This is a genomic window from Rhizobium leguminosarum bv. viciae USDA 2370, from assembly GCF_002008365.1.
Classification (GTDB): Bacteria; Pseudomonadota; Alphaproteobacteria; order Rhizobiales; family Rhizobiaceae; genus Rhizobium; species Rhizobium leguminosarum.
Genome location: NZ_MRDL01000035.1, coordinates 48509 through 61219 on the forward strand (window position 1 = coordinate 48509; position 12711 = coordinate 61219).

Here is a 12711-nt window from a genome sequence, read left to right on the forward strand (position 1 = left end):
GCGCGATGGGATTGCCGCTTCTGAGCTTCATAATTTTCACGCCCGTCGCCGGGGCAGCGGTTCTGATGTTTCTCCGCGGCGACGATGCGGTGCGCTGGACAGCGCTGGGTGTCACAATCCTTGACCTCGCCCTCTGCATCGCCATGCTGGCCGGATTCGACACCACGACCCACGAGATGCAGTTCACAGAGAAGCGCCCTTGGGTGCCCGCGCTCGGGATCACTTATGCGCTTGGTATCGACGGGATAAGCGCGCTCTTCGTGTTCCTGACCGCGTTGCTGGGTTCGATCTGTGTGCTCGCCTCGTGGGTTGCGATCGACCGCAAGGTCAAGGCGTTCATGGTCAGTCTGCTCTCCATGCAGGCGCTGATGCTGGGGGTGTTCTGCGCGCTCGACCTGTTCTTGTTCTACGTTTTCTGGGAAGCGATGCTGATCCCGATGTACCTGATCATCGGCGTCTGGGGTGGCGAAGGCCGGATCTATGCGGCGTTCAAGTTCTTCCTCTACACGCTGGCGGGCAGCCTCCTGTTCCTCATCGGTGTCATCGTGCTCTATTTCAACGGCGGCGAGACCTTCGACATCCTCGCGCTGACAGCGCAGGATTTGCCGTTCCCGGTCCAGTCCTGGCTGTTCTTCGCCTTCCTGATCGCCTTCGCCGTCAAAGTGCCGATGGTGCCGGTCCATACCTGGCTGCCGGACGCCCATGTACAAGCGCCGACCGCGGGCAGCATCATCCTGGCGGGCGTACTCCTGAAGATGGGCGCCTATGGGTTCCTGCGGTTCTCGCTGCCGATGCTGCCAGAGGCGTCGGTATATTATTCGACACTGATGCTTTCGCTTTCAGCGCTTGCGATCGTCTATGGCGGGTTGCTCGCGCTGGCGCAGGACGATCTGAAGAAACTGGTGGCCTATTCCAGCATCAGCCACATGGGCTTCGTGACCATGGGGATTTTTGCGCTGAACCTCCGCGGACTCCAAGGAGGTATCCTGCAAATGTTCAATCATGGCGTGACGACGGGCGCCCTGTTCCTGTTCGTCGGCTTGATTTACGAGCGGACCCATACCCGCAGCATCGCTGATTATGGCGGGCTGATGAAGGCAGCACCCGTCTATACCGCGTTTCTTGCGCTGTTCACTCTGTCATCGATGGCGCTGCCGGGAACGAATTCGTTCATTGGCGAATTGCTGGTCCTGTCGGGCGGATTTGCGGCCAACCTAGCCATCGGCGCGGCCGCCGTTTTGGGCGCGTTGCTTGGCGCGGCCTATCTGCTTGGCATGTATAGGAAAGTCGCGCTTGGTGCGGCCAGCGTCGGCGTCCGGTTCAAGATACGCGACGTGAACGCCCGCGAGCTGGCAGCGACCCTGCCGCTGGCCGTGTTAGTGCTGTGGGTCGGGCTCTATCCGAAACCCTTTCTCGGCATCATCGACGTCTCGGTGAAGCATCTGCTGGCTCAGGTGCACGATAAGGGGAGCGGCCCATGACCGCCGCAGCACTTTTCCAGTCGGCTCTCGCAAGCCTGCCCGAGATCGTGGTGATCACTGGAGCCTGCATCCTGCTGATCCTGGGACAGCTTGTGCGCAGGGGGCAGGAATATTTCCTGGTCTGGGCTTCCGTCGCGATCGTGCTGATTGCCGCCTTGGCGACACTCATTCTTTCGAGCGAGGTGCGGCCGGCCTATACGGGCATGTTCGTCGCCGACCGCTTCGCGGTCTTCTTCAAGTTCGTGTTCTACCTGGCCACCATCCTGACATTCCTCCTTTCGCGAAAATATGCGGATATCGAGGGGATCGGGAGCAGCGAATACTATGTCCTGCTGCTCTTTGCGCTTTCGGGAATGATGATCATGGCCTCGGCGACCGATCTCCTCTCGATCTATGTGGGCCTCGAACTGATGGTGCTCTGCACCTATGTGCTGACCGGATTCCTGCGGCGAGAGCGGCGGTCAAACGAAGCGGCGCTGAAATACGTGATCCTTGGCGCGGTCTCGACCGGGATTTTCCTTTACGGCGTTTCGCTGGTCTACGGGCTCACCGGTACGACGCAGCTGGACGGGATGGCTGCGGCGGTCACCGGCGATCCGCTCGATCCCGGATTGCTGCTGGCGGTGGTCTTCATCGTCGCGGGGCTGGTCTTCAAGGTCGGCGCGGTGCCGTTCCATATGTGGTTGCCGGACGTCTATGAAGGCGCGCCGACGACGATCACCGCCTTCATGTCAGTCGGCCCCAAGGCGGCGGGGTTCGCAGTGATCCTGCGGGTGTTCCTCAACCCGCTGGTAGCAGCCTCGGACGTTTGGATCATCGTCGCGGTCATTGCCGTGGGCACGATGGCGCTCGGCAGTTTCGTGGCGCTGGTGCAGGATAATTTCAAGCGGCTCCTCGCTTATTCCAGCATCGCCCATGCCGGGTTCGCCCTTTTCGGCGTGGTGGCCGGCGGTGCCGACGGGATCGCCAGCGTGATGCTCTACCTGCTGATATACTCTTTGATGAATCTCGGCATTTTCGCCACTGTCATCATGATGCGGAACGGCAATTTCTCGGGCGAGGTTATCGAAGACTACTCGGGTTTCGCCAAGTCCCGTCCCGGGCTCGCGCTTCTGATGCTGCTCTATCTGTTCTCGCTCGCCGGCATTCCGCCAACGGCCGGGTTCTTCGCCAAGTTCTACGTGCTGGTCGCGCTCGTCGAGCGAGGGTTCGTCATGCTGGCGGTGATCGCAGTGCTGCTGAGTGCTGTTGCCGCCTACTTTTATATCCGCATCGTCATGGTGATCTACATGCGCGAGCCGGAAAGGACGTTCGACCCGGCGCTGACGCCCTTGGTGCGCGCGACGCTCGCCTTCACTGCTGCGGGCACCATCGGCATCGGCCTGTTTCCCGCCTGGTTTTTAAGACTTGCCCAGCATTCCGTGTTGGCGGCTGACCGATTGAATTTGCAATGATCTGTCCGACGGAATAAACTCAAAGCTCAAGAAAGGATTGCCCAAGTTGCTTCCCGGGGCGACTGCATTACGGTCCTGAACAGGACGGTCGCGGCCTGAGGAAAGCACTCAGTGGGTAACCGGTGCAGTGCGATATGGCTGCGATGGAATTCTTGCCGGTTCTTTTTATGATCGTCGGAGTCGTTCTGGTGACGGGCGCGACGCTTTTTGTCTCTTCGCTGCTGCGTCCGTCCAATCCCTATCCCGAAAAGAACATGCCCTATGAGTGCGGCATGGACGCCGCGGGTGAGGCCGCCGCGGGGCGCTTCAGAGTGCCGTTCTTTATCCTTGCGATCCTGCTGGTCGTCTTCGATGTCGAGACGATGTTCCTCTTTCCCTGGGCCGCCGTCCTGAAAGACATCGGGCTGGTCGGCTTTGTCGAGATGTTCGTCTTCATAGTGCTGCTTCTTGTGGGCTTCGCCTATGCCTGGCTGAAGGGAGCACTCGAATGGGAGGCGTAAACAACGCGATCCGCGACAGCGTGCTGTTCACCACGGCCGAGAGCGTTATCAACTGGAGCCGGAGCTCGGCGCTGTGGCCCGAGACCTTCGGAATTGCCTGCTGCGCCATCGAGATGATCTCGGCGGGGTGCGCCCGCTATGATCTCGACCGGTTCGGCGTGGTGTTCCGGCCTTCGCCGCGCCAGTCCGATGTGATGATCATCGCCGGCACAGTAACGCGGAAGTTCGCGCCCGTGGTACGCCGCCTCTATGACCAGATGCCGGAGCCCCGCTGGGTCATCGCCATGGGCACCTGCGCCATCTCGGGCGGGGTCTACAACACCTACGCGGTGGTGCAGGGAGCGGAAACCTTCGTGCCGGTGGACGTGCATGTGCCCGGCTGCCCGCCGCGGCCCGAGGCGCTGATGCATGGATTCCTGCTACTTCAGGAGAAGATCAAAAAATCCCGAGCACTGGCCGGGACTCCTCTGGATCGGGTTGCAGCGTCATGAGTGTGGAGACGCCCCTCATCCGCGCTACGATCACGGAGCGTTTCGGCGAGGCAATCGACGATATTGGCTTCGCGCATGGTGTACATGCCTTCGCCGCTCCGCCTGACATGATCGTCGAGCTTTGCCGGTTTCTGAAGGAAGACCCGGCGTTGCGGTTCAACTTCCTGTCGGACATCTGCGGGGTCGATCATTATCCTGAGATGCCACGCTACGAGACGGTGTACCACCTCTATTCGCTACCGAACAAATTGCGCGTTCGCATCAAATGCCGCCTCGCCGATCCGCCGCGGGTCCCGTCGGTGACGGGGATCTGGCGAACCGCCAATTGGCATGAGCGCGAAGCCTGGGATATGTACGGGATCAGGTTCGAGGGCCACCCCGATTTGCGCCGGATCTACATGTGGGAAGGGTTCGAGGGCTTCCCACAGCGCAAGGATTTTCCGCTCCGTGGCTACAAGGACAAGCTGAACCCGTTTGGCGCCGAAGGCACGCCACCGACGCAGCCCGACCTCGCCACCAAGAACATTCCATAAGGGAGGCCGCTCCACGCCGGGAACTTAAAATGACCGAAGTCACCGAACTGATCAGGCCGCAAGGCGAAGCGTTCGACACCAAGGAGGTGCTTCTCAATCTCGGCCCACAGCACCCCAGTACGCATGGGGTTCTTCGGCTCGTCCTCGAACTCGACGGCGAGTACGTCAAGCGCGTGGACCCGCATATCGGCTACCTCCATCGCGGCACCGAAAAGCTGGCGGAGAGCTTCACCTATACCCAGATTTTTCCGCTCACCGACCGGCTCGACTATCTCTGTCCGCCGTCGAACAACCTGGCCTTCGCGCTGGCGGTGGAGAAACTCCTCGGCATAGAAGCACCGATCCGCGCACAATATATCCGCGTGATGATGGCCGAGCTGGCGCGGATCTCCGGCCATGTCTTGATCACCGGCGCGCTGCCGATGGACCTCGGCGCCATGACCGCCTTGCTTTACGCCATGCGGGAGCGCGAAATGATCATGGACCTCCTGGAAATGATCAGCGGTGCACGCATGCACACGTCCTTCTGCAGGGTTGGCGGAGTGCGCGAGGACCTGCCTGACGGTTTCCTTCCCAAGATCAGGGAGTTCTGCGACATCTTCCCGAACCGGATCCGCGACTATGAGCGGTTGCTCGAAAACAACCGGGTGTTCCTGAAGCGCACGCAGGGGATCGGCGTGATCTCCGCCGAGGACGCCATCGATCTTGGCCTGAGCGGTCCGAACCTGCGCGCTTCGGGCGTCGACTGGGACATCCGTCGCGACGAGCCCTATGAGATCTATGACCGGCTCGACTTCAACGTCATCACGCGCGACGAGGGCGACTGCTATGCGCGCTGGCAATGTCGGGTCGAGGAAATGCGCGAGAGCGTCCGGATCATCGAGCAATGCCTCGACCAGATGCCCGAGGGGCCGTTTCAGATCGACATGCCAACAATCGCCTTCCCAGTGGACAAGGACAAGGTGCATTGCTCGATGGAAGCACTGATCCAGCATTTCGACCTGTCGGCCTATGGCTTCAAGGTGCCGAAGGGCGAGGTCTATTCGGCGATCGAGGCGCCAAAGGGCGAGCTTGGGTTCTATATCATCAGCGACGGGTCGCCAAAACCATTCCGCATGAAGGTGCGGGCACCCTCGTTCGTCAACCTTCAGGGACTGTTCGGGGTGACCAACGCCCGCTATCTGGCGGACATGATCGCCGTGCTCGGCAGTCTCGACCCAGTGATGGCGGAGGTGGACAAGTAGCAGGGATTTGAATGCAATGACCATGCGCGAAAGGATAAAAGAGGCAGCGGCGCGGTATCCCGACCAGCGCTCTGCGATCATGCCCGCGCTTCTGATCGCGCAGAGGGAGCATGGCCATCTGCCTGGTCAGGTGCTGGAAGAAGTCGCCGACATTCTCGGAGTCGAACGGATCTGGGTCTACGAGCTGGCGACCTTTTATACGCTCTTCCATACCGAGCCGGTGGGCATGTTCCACCTGCAACTCTGTGACAATGTTTCCTGCATGCTGTGCGGAGCCGAGGACCTGCTGAAGCATCTGGAAACGGCGCTGGCGATCAGGAAGGGCGACACCACGCCGGACGGGCTGTTCACGCTTTCCTCCGTCGAGTGCCTCGGTGCCTGCGAGATGGCTCCGGTGATGCAGGTCGGCGACGATTACCATGGTGCCCTTGATGTCGCGCGGATAGATGCACTTTTGGACAACCTGCGGGCTACCACGGAACGGGTCGCGAGCATCGAGCCCTCTGCGCGACCGCAGGGAGAGTAGCGCCATGTTCGAGCCGGTTCTCCTCAAGAATGTCGCCGTGCCGGACAGTCACCTGCTGTCGACCTACGAGGCTGACGGCGGCTACCAGGCACTGGCGAAGGCGCTGCGCGAATACACGCCTGACGAGGTCGTTAACCTCGTCAAACAGTCCAACCTGCGCGGTCGCGGCGGTGCCGGATTCCCGACGGGCATGAAATGGAGTTTCGTGCCGAAGCAGGTCGACAAGCCGAAATATCTTTGCTGCAACGCCGATGAGGGCGAGCCAGGCACCTTCAAGGACCGGATCATCATGGAGCGCGATCCGCATCAACTCATCGAGGGGCTGGCGGTAAGCGCCTATGCGATTGGGGCCAAAACTGCCTATGTCTACATCCGCGGAGAATATATGACGGCGATCCGCCGCCTGGAGCAGGCGATCGCCGAGGCACACGAAAAGGGTTATCTGGGAACGGGCATTCTGGGCTCGAATTTCGATTTCGCCGTCCACATCCACTGCGGCGCAGGCGCCTATATCTGCGGCGAGGAGACTGCGATGCTCGAGTCGCTCGAGGGCAAGCGGGCGCAGCCGCGATTGAAGCCGCCGTTTCCGGCCGTGGCCGGGCTCTATGCCAGCCCGACTGTGATCAACAATGTCGAGACGCTGGCCTGCGTGCCGCATATCGTGGCGCGGGGCGCGGACTGGTTCCGCGGCATCGGCCCGGACAAGAGCCCGGGCCCGAAGCTCTACTGCCTCAGTGGGCAGGTGCGCAAACCCGGCCTCTACGAGTTGCCGATGGGCATACCGCTGCGCGAGCTGGTCGAGGAACATGCCGGCGGGGCGTTGCCGGGACGCAAGATCAAGGCGGTGATCCCGGGCGGGGTCTCAGCGCCGGTCATCCCTGAGCAAGGGCTGGACGTGAGGATGGATTTTGACTCGCTGGCTGCCGCCGGCTCGATGCTCGGTTCGGCTGGCGTTATCGTGATCGACGATAGCACCTGCATGGTCAAGGTCGCCACCAGGATCATCGAGTTCTTCCACCATGAGTCCTGCGGCAAGTGCACGCCCTGCCGGGAAGGATTGAACTGGGTCGTGAAGGTCCTGCGCCGGGTTGAAGGCGGGGATGGCGCACCCGGCGATCTGGAGCAGCTGGAGATGCTCTGCAAGGGCATTTTCGGCAATACGTTTTGTGCCTTGGGTGACGGTGCAGCGATGGGATTGCGTGCAGCACTCGCGCATTTCCGAGATGAATTCGTCGCCCATGTCGAGGAGCGGAGGTGCCCGTTTCACTGAAGAAGTGTGCTGGATCAGGGTTGTGAGGAAACCATGCTTAAAGTCACGATCGACGAACAAACGCTGGAAGTTGAGGCTGGCTCGACAGTGCTGCAGGCCGCCCAGCGTTTGGGCATCGACGTCCCGACCTTCTGCTATCTGAAGCGGCTGCCGCCGCTGGCTTCGTGCCGCATGTGCCTGGTGGAGATCGAGGGCGTGCGGCGGTTGCAGCCGTCCTGCGCCACTGCGGCCACCGATGGCATGGTCGTGCGGACGAACACGCCTCTGATCGAGGAAACGCGCTCTTCCATGCTCGACATGCTGCTCGCCAACCACCCCCTCGACTGCCCGATCTGCGACAAGGGCGGCGAATGCGAGCTTCAGGACATGGTAATGGCCTACGGGCCCCGCGAAAGCCAATTCCGCGATGACAAACGTGTGTTCCACTCCGAGGACATTCGTCTGAGCCCGGTCATCATCATGAACGTCAACCGCTGCATCCAGTGCCAGCGCTGCGTCCGGATGTGTGAGGAGGTCGTCGGTGCGGTGGCGCTAGGCACCATCGAAAAAGGCATGGATACCGCCGTCACCGGCTTCGAGGGCAGTCTGGCGAGTTGCGACCAGTGCGGCAATTGCGTCGAGGTCTGCCCGGTCGGCGCGCTGATGAGCTTCCCCTACCGCTACAAGGCGCGCCCCTGGGATCTCGTAGAGACCGACACGGTCTGCCCGCATTGTGGCACCGGTTGCCAGCTGACGGTGGGCACGCGCAAGGGCGAGTTCATGCGGGTGCGCTCGAAGTGGGACGAAGGTGTCAACCACGAAACTCTCTGCGTGCGAGGACGCTTCGGCCTCGATTTCGTTGCAAGCCGGGACCGGATCAAGCAGCCAATGATCCGTCAGGATGGCGCCCTGGTTCCGGTTTCCTGGGACGAAGCGGGGGACTATCTGCGTCGGCGACTGTTGGCCGTCGAGACCAAGGATGCCGGCGGGCTGGCCTCGCCTCGCCTGCCCAACGAGGTGCTTTATCAGTTCCAGAAGCTGATGCGAACGGTATTCCGGACCAACAACATTGATTGTTCGTCACGCTGGGCCGCGCCCTTCGATACGCTCGGCCCGCTATTGGGAACTTTCTACAGCCGCACGCCGCTGGACGACGTAATCGGCAACGACTGCGTGCTCGTCGTCGGAGGCAATATAACCGAGGAGAACCCAGTCACCGAATACCTGCTGCGGGACGGGGCGCGGCGGCGGCAGACCGGATTGCTCATGCTATCGGCGCGGCCATCGCGTCTGGACGCCGATGCCAGGGTGGTGGTTCGTGTGCCTCCGGGCGGAGAAGCGGCAAGCCTTGCGGCGGTGGTGGCCGGTCTTGTGGCGGCAGCTGGTCAGGCCTTGCCGGGCGGCGCTTTTGCGGACATCGACAGGCCGGCGGCGGGCGCCGGCAGTGACGGGCCGGATCGCCTGGCCGCCGCGCTCATGGAAGGCCGCAGCGTCACCGTGCTTGTCAGCGTCGACCTCCTGAGATCACCCGAAGCGCGCGCGACGCTGCAGCAGCTCAACAACCTGCTGCACGTTCTCCGCCTGCTCGGCAAAGGCCCGGCGATGCAGTTTCTCTTCGACCGTGCCAACCAGATGGGCGCCTGGGACATGGGGGTCCTGCCGGCGGCTCTGCCGGGGCTGCGGGCGGTCGCCGATGACACGGCGCGCGCAACTCTTGCGCGAAACTGGGGCGCCGAAATCCCGTCTGAACCGGGCGCGGATCTCGACGCCATGCTGGACCTCTGTGTCGGTGGGCGGATGGGCGCGCTCTACATCGTCGGAACCGACCCCCTGGTCGCCTATCCCGACCGGAACTTTGTGACGCGGGCGCTTGGCGCCGCCGATCTCCTGATCGTGCAGGACGCGTTCCTCACGGATACGGCGGGCATGGCCGAGGTCGTCTTGCCCGCGGGGGGCTACGGCGAGGAATCTGGAACGTTCACCAACAACGAGGGTCGGATCCAGAATGTTCGCAAATTCCGTGAGCCCGTTTTCGAGGCGCGAGGCAATCTGGCGATTGTCGACTTCGTCGCGGCGCTACGCAACCAGGCGCTGCGGCCATCGACGCAAGCCGAAATTTTCGACGAGATTGCCCGGCTGGTTCCGGCCTATCAGGGGTTGACGCAGGACGGGCTTGGCGCCGACGGCGCTTTCACCAAGGCGGTGCCAACACTATCGGCTGGCATGCTCCCTGCGCCGCCGCCCGTCCCGACAGCAGCCGACCGGCTCATGCTGATCACCGGCGACTGCCTGTTCCACAACGGATATCTTTCCGAACGGTCGGACATCCTGAACACGGTCGCCAACGATCCCTATGTCGCGATGAGCGCGCAGGACACCGCGGAGCTTGGCCTTTCGGATGGCGATCAGGTAATCGTGCGTTCCGGCCAAGGCGAACTGACGGCGCAGCTCAAGGTCGACAGGCAGTTTCCCAAGGGCCTCGTCTTCGTTCCGGAAAACTATAGAGCCTTGCGTCTCAACAGCCTGCTGCGGCGGGGCGAATATCCATGCGCGGTGGAAGTTCAGAAGGCGCATGCCACTCTTGAGGTCGACCGCCCAGGCCGAATCTGGCGTGGGGTCTGAAGATCTGGGGTCGGGGCACCGCAAGGCTCTGCGGCAAGCTGCCCGCCCCGGCGTCTTCAGTGATACCTGGTCCCGCATATGTAATCCTGCAGATCCTGCTCTGTACGCTGCGCTTCGTCGAGCCTGTGTTTAACCACGTCGCCGATGCTGACCACGCCGACAACGTCGCCTCCATCCGTGACCAGCACATGGCGTGTACGCCGCTGGGTCATGATCCCCATCGCGACGGGCAGCAAATCCTGTGTCGAACACGTCGCCACATTGCGGTTCATGATGTCCGCGACCCGCTTTGCCGCCGCCTCGGCCCCGTATTCCGCCACCGCATTGCAGCAGTCCCGCTCCGACAGCGTACCGAGGTATTTGCCGTTCGATCGCCTGACGACGACGAAGCCGATATTGTTGTCTCGAAACAGCCGCAGTACCTCCACCATCGTCTGATCGGGAGCAACTGCGATGACCCCGACACCCTTGTTTTTCATGATTTCACCGACAAACATCTGAGCCTCTCTTTCCGAGCGCTTCGGTTTGACAGCTGGCGCGCGTTCATGTTCGCCGGATATTCCGCCACCAGTTGTAGCCCTGCGTCTCTTTCGTCTCGACAAGTACGTCCTTCTTCGTATTCAGGCGCGCGGCAACCACGCCGCCGCCGGTCGCCGCCTTACCCGGCTTGGCGAGCAGATCATCGCGCCCGATCACCAGGTCAGCTGAGGAAAAACTCGAGAATTCGTATTGTTGGCCAAGCGCGATCGCGTCCGCCGGGCAGGCGTCCTCGCACAGCCCGCAGAACAGGCAGCGGGCCGTGTCGATCTCGAATTTGGCCGGGTGCCGCTTGCCCTTCTCGTCCTCGTAGGGGACGACTTCGATACAGTCGCAGGGACAGATCCGCGCGCAGAGTTCGCAGGCCACGCACTTGATCTCGCCCTCTTCATCACGCGTCAGGAAGTGATGCCCGCGATAGCGGGAGTAGGGCAGCCATTTTTCCTTGTCCGGATACTGCATGGTCACGGATCTGGAGAACATGTAGCCGAAGGTCAGAGCCAAGGCGCTCGCCAGATCGGCAAAGAACGCCCAACCAATCCATGTTCCAACTCTGTCCTGCGCGCGCGACATCGCCGCCTCGCTACGGAGCCGCTACGACCCCTAAAAGTACACCGGTTATAATTATGTTCGCCATTGAAAGAGGAAGCAAGACTTTCCATCCGATCGCCATCAGTTGGTCGTAGCGGTAGCGGGGGAAAGTGAAGCGGAACCAGATAAACACATAGACGAAGAACGCGATCTTCAGCACAAACCACAGGAGCGGTGGCAAGGGAATCAGAACTCCGTTCCAACCGCCGAAGAACAGGATCACCACCAGGACCGACACAAGCAATACGATGGCATATTCGCTGACCATGAAGAAGGCAAAGCGGATACCGCTGTATTCGGTATGGAACCCGGCCCCCAGATCACCCTCCGCCTCCGCCAGGTCGAAGGGAATGCGCTGCGCTTCGGCGACCCCGGCGACGAAGAACACGAAGAATCCGACCGGTTGGTAGACGATGTTCCAGACATCGGCCTGCGCCCGCACGATCTCGAGCAGGCTCATGGATTGCGCCAGCATGACCACGCCGATGACCGCGAACCCCATCGGGATCTCGTAGCTGATCATCTGCGCGCAGGTCCTGAGGCTGCCCAGAACAGCGTACTTGCTGTTGGAGGCCCAGCCGCCGAAGATGACGCCATAGACCTCGATCCCGATCACCGAGAAAACAAAAAGGAGCGCCACATTCATGTTGGAGACGTAGAGCGTGATCTCGTGGCCGAGGACCGAGACAGTTTCGCCGAAGGGGATCGCGACGAACACCACAAAGGGCGGGGCGAGCGCCAGGATTGGCGCCAGTTTGAACAGGAACCGGTCGGCCTCGGCCGGGATGTGATCCTCTTTGGTCAGGAGCTTGATTCCGTCCGCCACCGGCTGCAACAGCCCGTGCCATCCCACGCGCATCGGCCCCATCCGCTGCTGCATGTGCCCGGCGATCTTGCGTTCCAGCCAGGTTAGCGGCAAGGGTAGCAACAGCAGGATCGCAATCAGCAACGCGACCTTCAAGACGATCAGGCCAAGGGCGACGATAAGTTCCATGATCCCGGCTACTTATTCATCGGGTTGAAGCGCACGACCAGACTTTGGCTCCGGCTATACAATGAGCACTGCGCGCACTTGTCAGACTACATGGTACAACGGCGACGCACCTCATACAATGCCGTCGCAATTATGTCGTCGCTGGCTATGATGTGTCCGGGCTCAGGACGTTTTGAGACGAGTGGTTTCGCTGTGCAAGATGAAAGCTTCGCGTTTCCGCCGGTTGCATCGCGCCATCTTGCGTACCAAAACCGCCGAGGCTCTCATTGCTGCCTGATGAAAGTTCCGTGGCAAGTCAGCTGGCGTCCGGGGAGCTGGACACCCAGCAGAAACGCAAAAAAGCTCCTCGAGGGTTATGTCGAGGAGCTTTCTGTCAAGCGACTTGCATGGGCAAATTTGCAAGTATCGTTGGTTGCGGGGGCAGGATTTGAACCTGCGGCCTTCAGGTTATGAGCCTGACGAGCTACCGGGCTGCTCCACCCCGCGTTA

12 protein-coding genes and 1 tRNA gene are annotated in these 12711 nt (G+C 61.4%); 9 read left to right on the forward strand and 4 right to left on the reverse strand.

The window, feature by feature from the left end; all coding sequences use genetic code 11:
* Positions 1-5: 5 nt before the first annotated feature.
* The 9 genes from BS629_RS14970 (at position 6) to nuoG (ending at position 10100) form a co-directional block, all read left to right on the forward strand.
* Positions 6-1481: an NADH-quinone oxidoreductase subunit M gene (locus BS629_RS14970; protein ID WP_018243729.1), complete on the forward strand. Its 1476-nt coding sequence runs from the start codon at positions 6-8 to the stop codon at positions 1479-1481.
* Complete coding sequence (locus BS629_RS14975; RefSeq protein WP_018243730.1) at positions 1478-2935, forward strand: NADH-quinone oxidoreductase subunit N; 1458 nt, start codon at positions 1478-1480, stop codon at positions 2933-2935. The genes BS629_RS14970 and BS629_RS14975 overlap by 4 nt, the downstream gene beginning before the upstream one ends.
* 134 nt (positions 2936-3069) lie before the next feature.
* Positions 3070-3435, forward strand: a complete 366-nt coding sequence (locus tag BS629_RS14980; protein ID WP_018243731.1) for an NADH-quinone oxidoreductase subunit A — start codon at positions 3070-3072, stop codon at positions 3433-3435.
* Positions 3423-3926, forward strand: coding sequence for a NuoB/complex I 20 kDa subunit family protein (locus tag BS629_RS14985; RefSeq protein ID WP_017961917.1), 504 nt, complete (start codon positions 3423-3425; stop codon positions 3924-3926). The genes BS629_RS14980 and BS629_RS14985 overlap by 13 nt, the downstream gene beginning before the upstream one ends.
* Complete coding sequence (locus BS629_RS14990) at positions 3923-4459, forward strand: NADH-quinone oxidoreductase subunit C (protein WP_018243732.1); 537 nt, start codon at positions 3923-3925, stop codon at positions 4457-4459. The genes BS629_RS14985 and BS629_RS14990 overlap by 4 nt, the downstream gene beginning before the upstream one ends.
* Positions 4460-4488: 29 nt before the next feature.
* Positions 4489-5703 carry an NADH dehydrogenase (quinone) subunit D gene (gene nuoD, locus BS629_RS14995; protein WP_018243733.1) on the forward strand — a complete coding sequence of 405 codons (1215 nt, stop codon included), beginning with the start codon at positions 4489-4491 and terminating at the stop codon, positions 5701-5703.
* Between the two features lie 16 nt (positions 5704-5719).
* The gene (gene nuoE / locus BS629_RS15000) at positions 5720-6229 is read left to right on the forward strand and encodes an NADH-quinone oxidoreductase subunit NuoE (protein ID WP_018243734.1); all 510 of its coding nucleotides are present in this window, start codon (positions 5720-5722) and stop codon (positions 6227-6229) included.
* A gap of 4 nt (positions 6230-6233) precedes the next feature.
* Positions 6234-7499: an NADH-quinone oxidoreductase subunit NuoF gene (gene nuoF / locus BS629_RS15005; RefSeq protein ID WP_018243735.1), complete on the forward strand. Its 1266-nt coding sequence runs from the start codon at positions 6234-6236 to the stop codon at positions 7497-7499.
* Between the two features lie 33 nt (positions 7500-7532).
* A complete protein-coding gene (gene nuoG, locus BS629_RS15010; RefSeq protein ID WP_018243736.1) occupies positions 7533-10100 on the forward strand; it encodes an NADH-quinone oxidoreductase subunit NuoG in 2568 nt (855 codons plus the stop codon).
* Positions 10101-10156: 56 nt separating this feature from the next.
* Here the strand turns inward: nuoG and BS629_RS15015 are convergent, their stop codons facing one another.
* The 4 genes from BS629_RS15015 to BS629_RS15030 all read right to left on the reverse strand — a co-directional run bounded on the left by BS629_RS15015 (position 10157) and on the right by BS629_RS15030 (position 12708).
* A complete protein-coding gene (locus BS629_RS15015; protein ID WP_018243737.1) occupies positions 10157-10597 on the reverse strand; it encodes a CBS domain-containing protein in 441 nt (146 codons plus the stop codon).
* Between the two features lie 46 nt (positions 10598-10643).
* Positions 10644-11210: an NADH-quinone oxidoreductase subunit I gene (locus BS629_RS15020; protein WP_017961924.1), complete on the reverse strand. Its 567-nt coding sequence runs from the start codon at positions 11208-11210 to the stop codon at positions 10644-10646.
* 10 nt (positions 11211-11220) lie between these two features.
* Positions 11221-12222 (reverse strand): NADH-quinone oxidoreductase subunit NuoH, encoded by a 1002-nt coding sequence (gene nuoH / locus BS629_RS15025; protein WP_018243738.1) that lies wholly within the window; start codon positions 12220-12222, stop codon positions 11221-11223.
* A gap of 409 nt (positions 12223-12631) precedes the next feature.
* Positions 12632-12708 (reverse strand) — tRNA-Met (locus BS629_RS15030).
* Positions 12709-12711: the final 3 nt, after the last annotated feature.